Genomic DNA, 17,365 nt, shown 5'->3' with positions numbered 1-17,365 from the left:
ACAAGCCCGCTCCCACAGGGATTGGGCTGGCCTTTAGATTTTGAACAAAACAGTTTCTCCCACAGATACCCTACCGTCCCTGCGAACAGTGGGTTATCTGTGGGCTTGCCCCGCGATAGCGCCCGAAAGCTCACGCCCAGCGCTGCAGATACCGCTGCTGCTCCCGCCAGGCCGTCTCCTGCACCACCGCCCGAAACCGCACCACCGCCCCCGGCATGCACTGGGCCAACTGCGCCAGCGCCAGCGGCGTCAACGCCCCCAGCCGCGGATAGCCGCCAATGGTCTGGCGATCATTGAGTAGCACGATCGGCTGCCCATCCGGCGGCACCTGCACGGCGCCCAGCGGAATACCTTCGGAAATCATCGGCGCGCCCTGGTAGACCAGTTGCGGCCCCAACAGGCGGCTGCCCATGCGGTCGGCACGGCTGTCCAGCGTCCAGTCGCTGTTGAAGGCCTCGAACAGGCTGGTGCCGCTGAAGTCGCCGATCTGCGCGCCCATCACCAGGTCCAGTACCGGCTTGGCCGGATACAGCGGACGCAAGGCTTCGGGTACTTCACGCAAGGCCGGGGCGCCCTCGGCAAAGCGCAGAGCCTGCCCCTTGGCCAGCGCCTCGCCGCACCCCTCGATGCCACCGAGCGCTTCACGCGCCACCGTCGAACAACTGCCCAGCACGGCTTCGCCGGCAAAACCGCCCGGTGCCGCCAAGTAGGCACGTACCCCCTGACGCGGCTGCCGCAGCGTCAGCCGTTGGCCCTTGTGCAGGGCGAAGCTGCGCCAGGGCGCCAGCGGCTGGTCGTCGATCCTGGCGTCCAGATCGGCGCCGGTCAGGGCCAGCACACAGTCCTGCTCGGCGAGCAGGCTCAAACCACCCAGCGCCACCTCCACCACTGGCGCGTCCAGGGCATTGCCCAGCAGCCAGTTGGCCCAGTTCATCGCCACCCAGTCCAGCGCTCCGCCCTGGGTCACACCCAGATGCCGCACACCCAGGCGCCCGGCGTCCTGTAGCTGGCACAGCGCGTTGCTGGCTTCGATCCTCAACAGCCTCATGCCAGCGCCTCCAACGGACGGTCATCGCCGCCCAATGCCATGAATTCGGTGTGCGACACCGCCACGAAACGTACCCGATCCCCCGGCTGCAGCAGGCTGTAGCCATCACGCTCGCGGTCGAACAGACGCACCGGCGTGCGCCCGATCAGGTTCCAGCCCCCCGGCGACACCGCAGGGTAAGCCGCCGTCTGCCGCTCGGCGATGCCCACGCTACCGGCTGCGACACGCTTGCGCGGTGTGCTCAGGCGCGGCGTGGCCAGACGCTCGTCCACCAGCCCCATGAAACCGAACCCCGGTGCGAAGCCCAGGGCGAACACCGGGTAGTCACGCGCGCAGTGCAGGCGGATCACCTCGTCTTCGCTCAGGCCACTGCGTGCGGCCAGCAGCGCAAGCTCCGGGCCGACGCTGGCGTGGTACCACACCGGAATCTCGTGACGCCGACCACTGTGGCCTGTATCCGGCTGCAAGCCTTCCAGCGCCTGGCCAATTCGCGCGCGCGCCTCACCTGGCGCCAGGTCCGACTGCAGCATCAGCGTGGTGTAGGACGGCACCAGGTCGATCAGGTGCTCACCGAACGCTGCGCGCAGGCGCTGGCTGGCGGCGAGGATCCACGGCATGTTGCCCTCATCGATGGTGTCGAACAGCCGCACCATCAGGCTGTCGATCGCCACCACTTCGATACGTGGCTTCATCGCGACATCCTCATGCCTGCAACGCGTCGAGGGCCTGGCGGATCTGCCGCACCGCAGCCACCGAGCTTTCGTTGTCGCCATGCACACACAAGGTGGCAGCATTGAGCCGCAGCGCGCTGCCATCATTGGCCACCAATGCCTCGCCACGGGCCAGGCGCACGGCCTGCTCGACCACCAGGGCCGGGTCATGGTGCACGGCACCGGGCAGGCGACGCGACACCAGGTGGCCGCTGGCGGTGTAGGCGCGGTCAGCGAACGCTTCGAACCACAGCGGCACCCCGATCTCGTCGCCCAGGGCCTGTGCAGCGCTGTCGTCGGCGGTGGCCATCAGCATCAGCGGCAGGTCTGCGTCATAAGCGGCCACAGCCTCCAGCACCGCGCGCAGCTTCTGCGGGTCGGCCATCATGTCGTTGTACAGCGCGCCGTGCGGCTTGACGTAGGCCACGCGGCCACCGAGCACCTTGCAGATGCCGTCCAGGGCGCCGATCTGGTAGTGCAGCAGGTCGCGAATCTCGTCGTCGCTGCAGGCCATCGAGCGGCGGCCGAAGCCGACCAGGTCCGGGTAGGCCGGGTGCGCACCGATGGTCACGCCATGCTGCAGCGCCAAGGCCACGGTGCGGCGCATGGTGCCGGGGTCGCCGGCATGGTAGCCACAGGCGATGTTGGCGCAGTCCACGAAGGGCATGACCTCGGCGTCCAGGCCCATGCGCCAGTTGCCGAAACTCTCGCCCATGTCGCAATTGAGAAGCAGGCGGTTCACCTGTCGAACTCCTGTTGTGCTGTTCATAGGTCTACCTTAACGCGCCTTCAGTTCTTTGCCGCGGGTTTCTGGCAGGCTCAGGGCGGCGACGATCACGATGCCATAGGACACCGCAGCGAATGCGCCGATGCCCAGGCCCAACGGGATCTTCTCGCCGAGCAGGCCGATCAGCAGCGGGAACATCGCCGCCAGCACCTTGCCGACGTTGTAGCAGAAGCCCTGCCCCGAGCCGCGGATGCGCGTGGGGAACAGTTCGGTGAGGAACGCCCCCATGCCGCTGAAGATGCCCGAGGCGAAGAAGCCCAGCGGGAAGCCCAGCCACAACATAACGCCGTCACTGACCGGCATCTGCGTGTACAGCAGGACAATGACGAACGAACCCACCGCGAACAGGATGAAATTCTTGCGACGCCCCAGCAGGTCACTGAGGTAGGCGCTGATCACATAGCCGATGTAGGAGCCGACGATGACCATGGCCAGGTAGCCACCAGTGCCCAGCACGCTCAGGCCACGCTCGTTCTTGAGGAAGGTCGGCAGCCACGAGGTGATGGCGTAGTAGCCACCCAGGGCGCCGGTGGTCAGCAGCGAAGCGCGGATCGTGGTCCAGAGCATGCCGGAGGCGAAGATTTCGTAGAAGTGCGAAGGCGCTTCAGGCTTTTCCGCGCTCTTGGCTTCGCGGTAGACCTCCGGGTCCTTGACCATGCGGCGCACGAAGATCACGAAGATCGCCGGCAACAACCCGAGCAGGAACAGCGCACGCCAGGCCTGTTCGGCCGGCAGCCAGGAGAACAACAAGGCGTAGAGGATCGCGGTCAGGCCCCAGCCGATGGCCCAGCCCGATTGCACCATGCCCACTGCCTTGCCGCGGTCCTGGGCACGGATCACCTCGCCGATCAGCACTGCACCGGCGGTCCACTCGCCACCGAAGCCAAAGCCCATCAGGGTGCGGGCGATCAGTAACTGCTCGTAGCTCTGGGCGAAGCCGCAGAGGAAGGTGAAGAAGGCGAACCACAGCACGGTCAGTTGCAGGGTACGTACGCGGCCAATGCGGTCGGAGAGGATACCGGCGACCCAGCCGCCGATGGCCGAGGCGATCAGGGTGCTGGTGTGGATCAGGCCGGCTTCGGCAGTGCTGATGCCCCAGATCATGATCAGGGTGGGGATGACGAAGCTGAGCATCTGCGTGTCCATGCCGTCCAGGCCATAGCCGATCTTGCAGCTCCAGAAGGTGCGTCGTTGCTGGGAGTCGATGTCACGGTACCAGGCAAAGGGCCCGCCCGAAGATCGGGCGGGTGCCTGCTGCTGTACGCCGGTGGGGTTCATGGATGCCTCGGCTTGTTGGTATTGTTTGAGGAACGACTGCGTGGTCGCGGCCTGGACGCTATTGTTCAAAGCCCGCGCAACCTGCGTCCAACGAGAAAAACCGTCGGTCTGGAACAAGAAAACCTGATCGCCCTGCCCTGCGAGCACACGATGAACCTGCGATTTCTCGAAACCTTCGTCTGGGTCGCCCGGCTCAAGAGCTTTCGCCTCACGGCCGAGAAGCTGTTCACCACCCAGGCCTCGGTGTCCAGCCGCATCGCCGCGCTGGAGGCCGACCTGGGCGTGAAGCTGCTGCTGCGCGACTCGCGCGGCGTCAGCCTGACCCCGGAAGGCAGCAAGGTGCTGGAGTACGCCGAGCGCATGCTCGACACCGCCATGGCGATGAAACAGTCGCTGGGCGGCGAACGGGCCGTGGTCGGTCGGATCCGCCTGGGGGTCATGGACACGGTGATCCACACCTGGATGAGCGCCTTGGTGGCCGAGTTGACCGAGCGCTACCCGCAGGTGGAAATCGAGTTGGTCGCCGACACCTCGCTGAACCTGCGCGACCAGTTGCAGAAGGGTTTTCTCGACGTGATCCTGCAGACCGACCTGCTGCGCCAGGAAAGCATCCGCAGCCTGGACCTTGCGCGCTACCCGATGGGTTGGATCGTCGCCACCGGCTCACCGCACCATCGCGACTATGCGTCGCTGGCCGAACTGGCGCGCGAGCGGATCATCACCTTTTCGCGCAACTCACGGCCGCACCAGGAGGTGTTCAGCCTGCTGCAGAGCGCGGGGAGCGAGACGCCGCGGCTGAACTGCGTGAACTCGGTGTCGGCCATCACCCGGTTGCTGCGCGACGGCTTCGGCATCGGCGCCCTGCCCCCGGCGCTGGTCGCCGCAGAGCTGGCACGCGGCGAACTGGTGCTGCTGACCGGGCTGCAGCCACCGCCTAGCCTGGAGCTGGTGGTGTCGTGGCAGACCGGGGTGGAGCTGGTGGACGAGGTGGTAGGGTTGTGCCGGCAGGTGCTGGAGCGCTATGCGCAGGATGTGGGGGTGCAGCGGATCGTGCTGGTCTGAGCCAGGGATGTGTCAGTTTCGGCCTCATCGCTGCGACTCGTCCCGCGATGAGGCCCGCCCCGGCAACGAAATACCGGCAGCCTAGCGCCAGCTTTCCTTCACCGCCCGACGCCGCCCGCCCAGGATCACCCAACCGATCCCCAGCAACAGGCTCTCGACCAGGAACGCCAGCAGGAAGCCGCAGGCAATCCCCCAGCCGATCGCCTCGGGCACCAGCAGGATCTGGTAGCTATAGCCCTTGAGCGTCTCTTCGCGCAGCTGCGGATCGGCCTGCACCAGCACATGCCAGCTGCGGCTGGCCCAACTGCCTTGCAGCGCCTGCCATTCGTTTTCCAGCAACTGGTTGCGAATCATCAGGCTTTCGATGCTGTTGGCGTCACTGTTGAACACCGGGTCGTCGCTGGTACGGTAATGGCGCACCAACGCCTGCAGATCGCCCTTGAAGAAGCGCTCGGCGGTTTCCTGGAAGCCCGCCAGCGCTTCGCGCGACTCGAGCATGTGCGCCTCGACCCGCTGGCTGTAGTCCTTGACCAGGCCGGGCACCTGGACACCGGCCAGCAGGCCGAAGGTGAACAGCAGCAAACGCAGGTAACTTCTGAACATGCTCTGTCCTTAGCCTTTGGCGACGCACTCGCCGTGCCGCCACAGGGCCCATTGACCCGGCTCGTAACGCTGCCAGGTCTCGTTTTCGGTCAGGGCCTCGGTGGCGATCACCGTGACCACGTCATTGGGTGTGGTTTCCGATTGAAAATCCACGATCAGGTCGACATCCTTCAACCGCGCGGCACCAAAAGGCGCGCGTCGGGTGATGTGTACCAGCTTGGTCGAACAGAAGCAGAACAGCCAGTCGCCGTCGCTGAGCAGGCAGTTGAACACGCCCTTCGCGCGGTAGCCTGCGCAGGCCTCGACCAGCACCGGCAGCAGCGCCTCGACCTCGACGGGCTCGGGGAATGCCGCACGCACGCGGTTGAGCAGGTCGCAGAAGGCGGCTTCGCTGTCAGTGTCGCCGACCGGGCGGTAGAACGTCTTCTCGCCACTGAAATCGGCGAGCTGGCCGTTGTGCGCGAAGCACCAGTTGCGCCCCCACAGCTCACGCACGAAGGGGTGGGTGTTGGACAGGCAGACCTTGCCGACGTTGGCCTGGCGGATATGGCCAATAACCACTTCGCTCTTGATCGGGTAACGCTGCACCAGGTTGGCCACCTCCGACTCGCTGCTCGCGGCCGGGTCCTGGAACAGGCGCAGGCCACGCCCTTCGTAGAAGGCAATGCCCCAGCCATCGCGGTGCGGCCCGGTACGCCCGCCGCGCTGCATCAGGCCTGTGAAGCTGAAGACGATATCGGTGGGGACGTTGGCACTCATGCCCAGCAATTCACACATTGGCGAGGGCTCCGTCCTAGATCCGTGGCTCGACGCGGCCGCCACCATTGCCCGGGCGACGCACCGGGGCAGCAGGTGGCTCTTCACGGTAGCGATCGCGACGATCGGCGACGGGCGCATCGGCCATCACCGCATCGTCTTCGGCCGCCTGGCGCTTGGCGGCGGCCTCGACCTTCTCGCGGCGCTCGCCAGCGCGTTTTTCCAGTGGCCAGCGCACCAGCACGAACAGCAGGTAAAGGCCAAAGGCGATCATGCCGTACATCGCCAGGTCCGAGGCTGCGCGCCAGGCGTTGTTGCCCACCTTGAACGCCAGGTCCAGGGCGGTGATGGCAATGGCCGGGGCAAAGCTGTCCTTGACCGGGTCGACAATGGTGGGAGTGAACAGCAGCACGGCAACGATCACCCGCAGCGGCTCGCGCAGCCAGCGCCACATCCAGCCGGTGAACTTGAAGGCCACCAGCAGGCAGCCCAGGGCGGCGACAGCGTAGAGGCCCCAGGCCAGTGTGTAGTCTTGTTCGATCATGGTGTCCGTGCAAGGCAGGCAAAGAGATGCCTATGATAAACACTTTTACGGGCACAGGCGCCTCTTCCCTCTATGAAGCCTGAGCGGCCTCTTCGCGGACAAGCCCGCTCCCGCAGACCGGCAATGCTCGCGAAGAGGCCGGCACAGACGCCACCAAACCACGGACATCCCATGCATACCAGACCCAAGCCCCCCATCGCCCGCCCCGCCCAAGCCGCCGATCCCTACGCCTGGCTGCAGGAACGCGACACCCCCGAAGTGCTGGCCTACCTGGAGCAGGAAAACGCCTACCAGCAAGCCTGCCTCGCCGACCAGGCCGAGCTGCGCGAACAGCTGTTCGAAGAAATCAAGGGCCGCATCCTCGAAACCGACCTGTCGCTCCCCTCCCCCTGGGGCCCCTACCTCTACTACACCCGCACCACGGCAGGCGACGAATACCCGCGCCACTACCGCTGCCCGCGCCCGGCCGACGACAGCAACCGCGTCGACGAAAGCGCCGAGCAACTGCTGCTCGACCCCAACGCCCTGGCCAACGGCGGCTTCCTCGCCCTGGGCGCGTTCAATGTCAGCCCCGACCATCGCCTGCTGGCCTACAGCCTCGACACCAGCGGCGACGAGGTCTACACCCTGTACATCAAGGACCTGGAAAGCGGCAGCGTCACCACCCTGCCCTTCGACGACTGCGACGGCAGCCTGACCTGGGCCAACGACAGCCGCACGCTGTTCTTCGCCGAACTGGACGACACCCACCGCCCGTGGCGCCTGCGCCGCCACACCCTGGGCGAAAGCGACGCCAGCACCGTGTTCGAAGAGCCCGATGGGCGCTTCTTCCTGCACTGCTACCGCGCAAGTTCCGAGCGCCAACTGGTGCTGCTGCTCAACAGCAAGACCACCAGCGAAGCCTGGGTACTCGATGCCGCCACGCCACAGGCCGACTTCACCTGCCTGGCGCCGCGGGTCGAGGGCCACGAGTACTTCCCCGACCACGGCCAGCTCGATGGCCAGTGGCGCTGGTTCATCCGCAGCAACCAGGACGGCATCAACTTCGCCCTGTTCCACGCCCCGGCCGACCAGGTGCCCAGCCGCGCACAATGGCAGGTACTGGTGCCGCACCGTGACGACATCATGCTCGAAGGCTTGAGCCTGAACGCTTCGGCGCTGTCGCTGAGCCTGCGTGAAGGCGGCCTGCCGATCATCGAAGTCCGCCCCCAGGGCCTGCCGGCCTATCGCGTCGAACTGCCCGACGCCGCCTACAGCCTCTACGTGCAGGACAGCCTGGAGTTTTCCAGCACGCGCATCCGCCTGCGCTACGAAGCGCTCAACCGCCCGGCCCAGGTTCGCCAGCTGGAGCTGGCCAGTGGTGAGCAGCAGGTGCTCAAGCAGACCCCGGTACTCGGTCGCTTCGATGCCGACGACTATGTCAGCCAACGCCTATGGGCGACCGCCAAGGACGGCACCCAGGTGCCGATCAGCCTGGTGCGCCGCCGCCAGGACCTGGACCGCGAAGTGCCGCTGTACCTCTACGGCTACGGCGCCTATGGCGAGAGCCTCGACCCCTGGTTCTCCCACGCCCGCCTGAGCCTGCTCGAACGCGGCGTGGCCTTTGCCATCGCCCATGTGCGTGGCGGCGGCGAGCTGGGTGAAGCCTGGTACCGCGCTGGCAAGCAGGAGCACAAGCAGAACAGCTTCGACGACTTCATCGCCTGTGCCGAACACCTGATCGCCCAGGGCGTCACCCGCACCGAGCAACTGGCCATCAGCGGCGGCAGCGCCGGCGGCCTGCTGATGGGCGCGGTGCTCAACCAGCGTCCGGAGCTGTTCCGCTGCGCCATCGCCGAGGTGCCTTTCGTCGATGTGCTCAACACCATGCTCGACCCCGAGCTGCCGCTGACCGTCACCGAGTACGACGAGTGGGGCAACCCCGAAGAGCCTGAGGTGTACGCACGCATCAAGGCCTATGCCCCCTACGAGAACGTCAAGGCCCAGGCCTACCCGGCCATGCTGGTGGTGGCTGGCTACAACGACAGCCGCGTGCAGTACTGGGAGGCGGCCAAGTGGGTGGCGCGCCTGCGCACCCGCAAGACCGACGACAACCTGCTGCTGCTCAAGACCGAAATGGGCGCCGGCCACGGCGGCATGAGCGGACGCTATCAGGGGCTGAAAGACGTGGCCCTGGAATATGCGTTCGTCTTCAATGAGTTGGGCGTGGTGTAAATCGCATTTCTTGTTGTCATAGAGTTCTCGCACACCCTGCGGCCTCTCCCGCAGGGTCTGTGGAAGCTCTCAAATACCGGACGACACGAAGAACAACACATGCCCGACCCAAGCCTCCTCAGCGCCGAAATCCGCGACATGCTCATGGACTGCGGCTTATTCGACAGCCTGCAGCCCAGCGACTTCCAGGCCGTCGCCGGTTACTTCGCCATCGCGGCGATGACCGAGGGCCAGACCATCTTCGCCGAAGGTGACGCCGGCACCTTCATGTGCATCCTGCACCGCGGCGCGGTGTCGGTGCGCAAGACCAACGGCAACGGCCAGCAAGTCGAGATCGCGATCTTGCGCAAGGGCCGGGCCTTCGGCGAAATGGCCGTGCTCGACGGCGAACGTCGCTCGGCCAGTTGCGTGGCGGCCAGTGACTGCCAGTTGCTGACGCTGGGCAAGGACTCGCTGGACAAGATGCTCAACGACGCACCGCGCATCGCCGCACGGATCATCCGCGCCTTGGCGGTGGCGTTGTCGAAACGCCTGCGCATGCAGGACGGCCAGCGCCTCTCGCAACAAGTCTAGCGCTCTGTTTCAGTGAGGCCTGGGAGGGTGTAGACAACATCAATTGGCAAACCGACGCGCCAGCATCCGAGGCGCAGCCTGATCTGCACATGCTCCGCCTGAATCGAACAGCTGGGTGTCGCGCGCCAGGCACGCCCAAGGCTCTATCGAATAAATGAGCGCAAGATCTTTGATTGATGTTGCCAACACCCTCCTCGTTACTGCTGAAGTTTGCAGTTGCACTTCACAACTTTTACAACCCCGCGCGCTCGATAATCCGTAGTGCCTCGCCTGAATGATATCAATATGAAGTTACTCACTGTCATTACACGGACATCTTCATGTTATTTCCTGTACGTCAACTCGGCTTAAACGACTTCCGTAACTTGACCTTTTTCAGGAGAACCTGTGCATGTTCACACCGGTCGCACGTATCCTTGAGCTCAAACAACTCACGAAACAAAACACGAGCTCTGGATGGGGCGATGCGGTCGACCTTGCCAAGGCCAAAGGTGCGGGCATCGAATGGCAGCGTCCGGAAAACGACAAGCGCACTGCACAGGAAATCATTGATGACTCCCCGCTGCTGAACAAGCTCGGCAATCAGGGTGGGGTCAAGGACATGCTCAAAGAGCGCGTTGGTGATTTCGAGAACGACGCCGACGCCGCCTACCGGGCCAGCCAAGTGCTCGACCATGTGGTGCGCTTCGACGAAAACGGTGAGCGTCTGGCGGGCAAGGACGTCAACAACACCAGCATCGACGGCTTCACCAAAGACCGCGAAGCCCGCCACGGCACCGAGGCCGGACGCTTGCAGGACTTCGGCAAATACGGCTTCGACAGCCTCAAAGGGGAGCTGCAACATCCTGGCAACGTCAGTGATGACAGCAAAGCACGGGAAGAAGCAGAGATGGCAGGGATCGTCTGGGAACGCCCTGAAGACGACAAGCGTTCAGCCCGGGACATCATCGACGACAACCCCCTACTGGCCAAGCTTGGTAACCAGAGCGGGGTCAAGGATGCGCTCAAGGAGCGGGTGGGCGATTTCGAAACTGATCCAGATGCCGCTTTGCGCGCCATTCAGGTGCTCGACCGGGTCGTCGGCTTTGATGACAAAGGTAACCCACTCTTCGGTAAGGACGTCACCAATACCAGCATCGACGGCTTCACCAACAGCGGCGAAGCGCGCCACGGCACCGAGGCCGGACGCCTGCAGGACTTTGGCAAACATGGCTTCAAAGCGCTGCCCAAGGCCCAGGCCAGCGATGACATCGCCAGCTACAAGGAATACCTCAAGACTCATTCCGGCGCTGATGCCGGCTCCAGGCAGATCGCCCAATACGCCGCGATACTTGATGCGAAGTTCGACTCCATCGTCGGCAAGACCGGTGGCGACGACACGCTGCGCCAGCAGAACATCAAGGACTACCTGGCTACCAACCCGCAATTGAGCCAGCAAGAGAAGGAAGCTCTGAACTTTTTCTCCCAGCCGGGGGCTTATCGCATGCTCGACACGGCTGGCAGCCCTCTGGCAGACACCGCAGACGGCAAGATCAGTCGCAACGATATCCAGACTTGGCTCAAGGGCTCAGCACCGGTCGACGCACAAACCCTCACCAGCCTCATTACCAGCGTTGCGGGCGGGAACATTACCGCAGGCGTCGACACCAGCAAGCTGGGCGCTGATGTATTCGAGCAACCGGAGAAGTACACCGCCGAGGAAAAAGCTGCAGTACTGCTGGACCTACAGCGCGCTCAGAAGCTGGTAATCGATGGTGCCAATGCCGGCATGTGGGGCGACGACTATGGCAAGGTGTCGATCGCCAGTCGCTCCGGGGTTTTCTGGGAGCCGGACAAGGTCCTGCAGGACATCAACAAGCACATGGCTATCCTGCAGAACGACAACGAAACTGCCGAGTACCTGAAGAAGGCCGGGGATGACGCCGTCAACACGCTGTTCAACGACAACCCCGGCTTGAAGGCAGCAGTCAGCACGACCTATGAAGACGAAATCAAGTCCGGCAAAGCGCTGGACCAGGCGTGGGAAGCTGCGACCAAGGATGGCAAGACCTCGCAGCAAACTGCGCTGACCAACTTCTACGCTACCGCCACCAGCTTGCAGTCGATGCTCGGTATCGACGATGCCAAGGCGATCCAGGACTCGGTCGGCAAGTCTGCACATGTGGAGGAGTTCAAAACCTTCTACAAGGACCAGCTGGCAACGGGTGAGCGCATGCGCGAATTGCTCAGGGACAACCCCCCGGAGCATGCCGCCGCTGAGTTCAGCCTGGAAGTAGCGCTGTACAACACTGCGTTGGACCCGCAGTTCACAGCCCAGTTCGACCAGCAGCTCAACGAAAACTTCTCCACCATCGCTCAGGAAAACCTGTTCAAGGGCGCCACCTTCGAAGACCTCAAGCTAGCCTTCGGCAAGGAAGGCGGCGACGAACTTGACGAAGACAAAGTGCGCAAGCTGATCGATCAAGTGCGCAGCGAAAGTCCCGAGCTACTGGTCAATGAAGACGGCAGCGTGGCTACCACCGATCAGATACTGGCAGGCTTCCGAGGCAACTGGGATCAACTGCGTCAGGGTATCAAGGCCCTGGACAAGTTCGGCAAGCTGTCGGATTTCGATCCCGCTGGCGATATCAAGAGTGGCTACAACAGTGGTGTGCTGCACGGTGTCAGCGGCCTGTTCCTGGCAGGGGTCACGATAGCTCGCGGCGCGCAGACTGGCGGTAACCTGACCGATCGCAACATCGTCGACATCACCACCGGTACGGTGCAGACCGTCACGGTTCTGATCGAAGGTGGCAGCAAGGGGTATCAGGAGTACCTGAACACGGCAATCAAAAAGGGCGAGGACACCCTCGACGGCCTGCAGGGCGATGAACTCGACAAGGTCAGGGACAACATCAAGGACGGCAAGCACGCCAAGGCTATCGCCAAGAACTTCGAGGAGGCTGCCAAGGGTATTGGCGGCCTCGCCAGCATCGCGGCTGGGGCCTATGGCATCTTGGACGCGGTTAACGCGATCCGTCGTGGCGACAAGTTGACGGGCGGCTTTGGTATCACTGCTGGTTCGCTAAGTGTGCTGGCCGGAACGGCATCCGCGGTCGAGGGAGGCTTGGGCTTGCTTGGCGCGAACCTGCCCCGGTTCCTGCCTGCACTGGCTGGCACTGCCGGTGTGTTGGGTTTCCTGGGCGCTGGTGTAGCGGTGCTGGCGTCGATCGTTCCAGGACTGGTCAAGGAAGGCCGCCAGCAGGTCAATGCGGACAAATTCGGTGATGTGCTGGGCGATGCGCTGGAGCGCTATGGCATCGACGGGGTGGAGGGTGGGACGATCAAGGACATTCCGGTCGAGCGTTGGCCAGGACCTGATGAGTGAGGTGTTGATGAGGCGTTCAAGGCCTCCACAACGGGCAAAGGTGCGGTGACAGCGTTTGATCACCTGATCAAGCCGTATGATCCGGGCGCGAAGGCAGTGCGCAAATGGCCGGATTGAGGCACTGATCGTAAAGAAAAGTCGAGCACGCGACTGATCCCAGTGTGCTACCAAGCAGGCGGGCAAGCCTGCTCGGTAGTATCACTGGAGCGGCAAGAGGCTCAGCGACGAGTTTTCAGCTCGCAAGCCGAGCGCTTTGCCAGGTGAAACAACCGACGTCAGCCGCCGTGCAAGGAGTGCCCAGGCGACTGCACACGATCACTTTGCCACCAAGCGAACGTTACGTTGGCTGCATCCTGAACAGTTATTTTGTTTGCATGACCTGCCGAATGAAATTTACGTTCACTGGACGAAGTTACCTGCGCTGGGTTCTGGGAACTCGGTCTGCCACGCATTATCACCGTCGCCAGCATAGTTTTCGTGGTCAAGTGTCCTACGCGTCTCTCGGCGCTCCCACTCATCGGATCGAAAATCGAATATGCTCTGGTCTTTAGGCGAATCGCGCTGCCCCCAGTTATGCATGTAGGTCTGCACCCACGCATAGGCTTCGTCGCCGCCTTCTTTTAAAAGACCGTCGTTCTTGAAGTCTTCGATGTCTTTCCAATCACGTTGGGACATTTTCTTCAGTTGTTCGCTACGGGCGATGCTGAGGAATGCGCCAACGAAACCCATCGCGGCGCCGGTAATAAACCCAAGCGGCCCCGCAAAAGAAAGCACCCGCCCCAGTGTTCCAGTAATGCCGAAAGCGCTACCAATACTCCCTAAACCAGCGACGGTCGAACCTAGCCCCCCGACGATGCCTAACGAGCCAGCAGCAATCTGCAGCTTGTCGCCGGACTGGATACCACCGCGCAGACCAAATGCGCCCAAAACGATACCTATGACGCCGCCAGCGAAGTCGCCGCCTGCACCTAAGAAGCGTGAGACGCTGCCGGCGATTCGATACCCCACGCTGGCGCTGACGCCATACTTGACTCCACCGCCATTTATCATACCGCGGCTGAAGCTCTCGATCTGGCTAGGGGTTAGTCGCTTTTCCGAAGGGGTCTGTGTGGGGCTGACATCATCATCGAACGGCAGGTCTCGGAAGATATCTCGATGGTCCACGTTTGGATTTACCCGCGGATCCACATCGTCATCGAAGGGCAGGTCTCGGAAAATATCTCGACGGTCCGCGTCTGCACTTACGCCTCCTTGAGGCCGCGGATCCACATCATCATCGAAGGGCAGATCTCGGAAAATATCTCGACGGTCCGCATCTGGATTTAACCCTCCTCCGCTAGACCGCGGGTCTACATCATCATCGAAGGGCAGGTCACGGAAAACATCACGGGTGTCGCGAGCGTCTGCATCCAGTAAATCCGGATCGAAAGGAAGTTCTTTAAGCGCGTTCCGCTGCTCGACGGCAGTGAGTTTATGGAGCTCGTCCTGGAGCCCAGCAGCGCCCAGAGGATAGGTCACGGTCGGGTCCGCCCCCCACAACAAATCCTGAATCGGTGTGCTCAAGCCGAACTTGGCGTTGGTATGAGTATTAAAGAGACTGTCGTAGGTCTTACTGCCCAACGTCATGAAGCCATTGGAAAAACTCAGGAAGGTCACGAAATCCGAAGCGATGACCAATCGCCCTTCCGCTGTCGCCGCAAGGTTGGTGGGGTTGCCGACCAACTGATAAATACCGCGTATGAGCCCCATCGTCCCGGAAACAGAGCCTAATACGCCGGCGTCTTTAAGATGAGCGAACATTGTGAATACATTGCTTTTTTCACTCGCCGACAAGGGTGAGAAACCGGAAGCTTTGAAGCTTTCGGTCTTGTCCATTGCGGCACGAACGTCGTCGGTGGTCAGTTCTCGGACTTTGGCGGTTTCACCCAGCTCACGCCATACCTTGTCGATGTCGGCGGCGGTCGCCTTGTTTTGATAGATTTTCTGGAATGTTGTTTCGTAGGCATTTATGAGGTGCGAGGGCATGTCGCCAGCGGCGCGCATTGCACGAAGAACGAAATTGGTAGTATCGGAGCCTGCAAGAGCCGCATTTTCGGCACTGACGCTGCCAGGGTCGCCCATGATCTTGTCGAGTTCCATGAGCAACCCGTCACGGCTGAGGTCTCGCACGAAGTCATCGGCCTTCTGCACATCGAAATGCGCAAGCCCCATATAGATCCTCTGCACCTCCATTTTTGCAGCATCGCCTTGGCCTGCATCCTCCAGCGCTTTCAGATAGAGACGCAGATCATCGGAGCCTGCGAGGGCCTCGAGCCGCTGCTCCACAGCGTTGATTTTCTCCTCGCCGCCCTCGACCTTCGAACGTGCTTCACTCTTGAAACGTTCCAGGTCTTTCTGGATCTGAGGATCGCTGATGCCCTTGGCAAGTGCCTCATCCACGGCTCTGGCATCGAATATGGTGTCGCGCACATCACGCGACTCGAGCCACATGGGCTCTCCAGGCGCCACGAAGATGGTATCGACGCTGCCATGGGGCACAATCGGCATACCGTTTTCGACTCGGCTCTTGGCATCGAGTGCACGAATAAACTTTGCGCGCGGATCGTTCTTGTCGATACTGCCGCTCTCAACACCGGCTTTGTACTCATCGTACATAAGCTTGAATTGCAAGTCTTGCAGGCTGAGGGGGTTACCTTTTTCATCTTTCTCGGTAGTCGCTAGCGTATCGACAGATAATTCACTGTCCGCGGGTATATTATACGTAGTCCGCAGTTCGCTCAGCACCTCGGGCGACATCTGCTTGGCAGTAGCGGCCTCTAATAACTGGGCATGAAGCGCAGGATTATAATCAGCCGACACCACAAACTTCTGCTCTTCCCCACCCGGCTTGTGCACGACATAAGTGATGAGCCCTTGACCCAATTGATCGGGGACACCAATGTCTTTGACATCTTCAGTGGACGACAGATAATCATCATTGCCCGCGAGTCGGAAACCTTCTTTCTCAGCAGCACTTATGCCCTCCAGCGTGCTGTGCATTTGCATAAACCGCTCATAGGCGGCTGGCGCAGTCGCTTCAAGCACCACTTGCGTGTCCCCCCGGCCCCATTTGACCATGAGAACCCCTTCGCCAGAGACTTCGATAGATTCGATCTGTGCCAGCTTGGGTACCGGCTGAGCATCATCGACTACCCGCAGGTCTTTATCATACGCATCCTTGAAAGCCTGTTCAGCCGGCGTGCCACTGACCGCATGGAAATCGAGCAGTGTGTCGATAAGCTTCGTCCCACCTACCGTTTCTGAAGCCGTCGGTCGTTGTATCCAACCATCGAGATATATGCCGGGCTGCGGCACAAGGTCTTCAGCATGCGCCATGTCCCAGTCGAGGGCATCGAGTTTCGAAATCGCGTAGCGCTTGCTGTCATACTCGAAAGCGATCACCCCGGTTTCTTTATCGACAGCATCAATCTTCAGCTTGTTTGGATCCACTGACTTCGGCAGTTCGTTGACCAACTCGTAACCTTGGCCCTTGAAGGTTTCAAGCGCGGATTTCGCTTTACCAATGGATTCCAACTGGGCGAACTGCGACGGAGTGAGATCGCGAGAGACCACATAGGTTTTCCCAGCGGTCATCTCCGCCTGCACGACGCCTTCCTCCAGCACACGGATGGACTTGTAATCGGCAGTCGCCAGCGGGAGCTTGTAGGAGGGATTGACGAGTTCACCCGATGAGGGCGATTGCTGAAGGTGCTTCAAACGGCTGAATCGTTTGAATGTGTCCGGCGTCAGGCGCTCATTGATCACCATCTTATTGGCACCGAACTCGAACATGATGACACCCTCGTGCTCATGCCGACGGTCAACCTTACTGGGGTCGTTATAATCCAGAAACATCAGCACATCATCATTATCCCGAGACAACGTAAATCCATCTTTCATTGCTTCGAGCGTACGGTAATCGGCCAATACAACCTTATACAACTCGGGGTCCAGCGCCTTGTCTACGACTACCTGCTTGCCGTCAAGCGTGGTGTAGGTCAGCCGCTTATTATCCTCGACGACCTCAATATGCTTATACTCGCCGAACGCGGGAGTCGCGACGTCCTTCCCAGGGTCTTTCGGTGTGTCTTTTTTCGGGGCGGCTGCACTTTCCAATGCGCGATCGAAGTCATATATTGGTTTCGCGGCAAGCATGCCAAGCCGTTGGATGGGCCCTGTAGTCATTGGAGTCCTTACCCTCAATTATCGTAATTAATTTGGTTCCCCCATATGCGTAATTACGATACTACATCCCCTCCCGCCCGCACCAAACGCACCAACTGTTCTTCACAAGATTTCATGAAAATTGGCAATATTAAATTTTTGTGAAAGTCATACTCCAGCCTGCGGACAAACAGAAACTCAAGCCGTCAAAGGACACGCC

General features: G+C 61.6%; 12 protein-coding genes. 4 read left to right on the top strand and 8 right to left on the bottom strand.

Annotation, left to right across the window (positions count from 1 at the left end; all coding sequences use genetic code 11):
- Positions 1–130 precede the first annotated feature (130 nt).
- Genes AC2CGW_RS22530 through AC2CGW_RS22515 form a run of 4 tightly spaced genes read right to left on the bottom strand, consistent with a single transcriptional unit; the run spans position 131 to position 3,823 of the window.
- On the bottom strand, positions 131–1,048 hold the full coding sequence (locus AC2CGW_RS22530) for a 5-oxoprolinase subunit C family protein (protein WP_484574629.1): 918 nt from the start codon (positions 1,046–1,048) through the stop codon (positions 131–133).
- On the bottom strand, positions 1,045–1,740 hold the full coding sequence (pxpB, locus tag AC2CGW_RS22525; protein ID WP_186722135.1) for a 5-oxoprolinase subunit PxpB: 696 nt from the start codon (positions 1,738–1,740) through the stop codon (positions 1,045–1,047). The genes AC2CGW_RS22530 and pxpB overlap by 4 nt, the downstream gene beginning before the upstream one ends.
- A 10-nt stretch (positions 1,741–1,750) precedes the next feature.
- Positions 1,751–2,527, bottom strand: a complete 777-nt coding sequence (locus AC2CGW_RS22520; RefSeq protein ID WP_186709781.1) for a 5-oxoprolinase subunit PxpA — start codon at positions 2,525–2,527, stop codon at positions 1,751–1,753.
- 9 nt (positions 2,528–2,536) lie between these two features.
- Entirely contained in the window at positions 2,537–3,823 is a 1,287-nt protein-coding gene (locus AC2CGW_RS22515; protein WP_186666909.1) for an MFS transporter, read from the bottom strand.
- A 150-nt stretch (positions 3,824–3,973) separates the two neighbouring features.
- Here AC2CGW_RS22515 and AC2CGW_RS22510 point away from each other — a divergent pair, with 150 nt between their 5' ends.
- Entirely contained in the window at positions 3,974–4,885 is a 912-nt protein-coding gene (locus AC2CGW_RS22510) for a LysR family transcriptional regulator (RefSeq protein ID WP_484574658.1), read from the top strand.
- Positions 4,886–4,966: 81 nt separating this feature from the next.
- Here AC2CGW_RS22510 and AC2CGW_RS22505 read toward each other — a convergent pair whose 3' ends face one another.
- From AC2CGW_RS22505 to AC2CGW_RS22495, 3 genes are read right to left on the bottom strand one after another with little or no spacing between them, the layout of a single operon-like run.
- Positions 4,967–5,488 (bottom strand): DUF2937 family protein, encoded by a 522-nt coding sequence (locus tag AC2CGW_RS22505; RefSeq protein WP_484574628.1) that lies wholly within the window; start codon positions 5,486–5,488, stop codon positions 4,967–4,969.
- A gap of 9 nt (positions 5,489–5,497) precedes the next feature.
- Positions 5,498–6,265: a class II glutamine amidotransferase gene (locus tag AC2CGW_RS22500; protein WP_054895027.1), complete on the bottom strand. Its 768-nt coding sequence runs from the start codon at positions 6,263–6,265 to the stop codon at positions 5,498–5,500.
- A gap of 16 nt (positions 6,266–6,281) precedes the next feature.
- Positions 6,282–6,788: an MFS transporter gene (locus AC2CGW_RS22495; RefSeq protein ID WP_186709780.1), complete on the bottom strand. Its 507-nt coding sequence runs from the start codon at positions 6,786–6,788 to the stop codon at positions 6,282–6,284.
- 171 nt (positions 6,789–6,959) lie between these two features.
- Here AC2CGW_RS22495 and AC2CGW_RS22490 point away from each other — a divergent pair, with 171 nt between their 5' ends.
- The 3 genes from AC2CGW_RS22490 to AC2CGW_RS22480 all read left to right on the top strand — a co-directional run bounded on the left by AC2CGW_RS22490 (position 6,960) and on the right by AC2CGW_RS22480 (position 12,942).
- Positions 6,960–9,002, top strand: coding sequence for a S9 family peptidase (locus tag AC2CGW_RS22490; protein WP_411384005.1), 2,043 nt, complete (start codon positions 6,960–6,962; stop codon positions 9,000–9,002).
- A 99-nt stretch (positions 9,003–9,101) separates the two neighbouring features.
- Complete coding sequence (locus tag AC2CGW_RS22485; protein WP_186666913.1) at positions 9,102–9,575, top strand: cyclic nucleotide-binding domain-containing protein; 474 nt, start codon at positions 9,102–9,104, stop codon at positions 9,573–9,575.
- 391 nt (positions 9,576–9,966) lie between these two features.
- Entirely contained in the window at positions 9,967–12,942 is a 2,976-nt protein-coding gene (locus AC2CGW_RS22480; protein WP_484574627.1) for a type III effector HrpK domain-containing protein, read from the top strand.
- Positions 12,943–13,341: 399 nt separating this feature from the next.
- Here the strand turns inward: AC2CGW_RS22480 and AC2CGW_RS22475 are convergent, their stop codons facing one another.
- Positions 13,342–17,136 (bottom strand): hypothetical protein, encoded by a 3,795-nt coding sequence (locus tag AC2CGW_RS22475; protein WP_484574626.1) that lies wholly within the window; start codon positions 17,134–17,136, stop codon positions 13,342–13,344.
- Between the last annotated feature and the right edge of the window lie 229 nt (positions 17,137–17,365).

The organism is Pseudomonas sp. SYWMCR5 (assembly GCF_057197165.1).
Note: the sequence above shows the minus strand (reverse complement) of the source record. Positions and strands in the feature narration are given on the sequence as shown.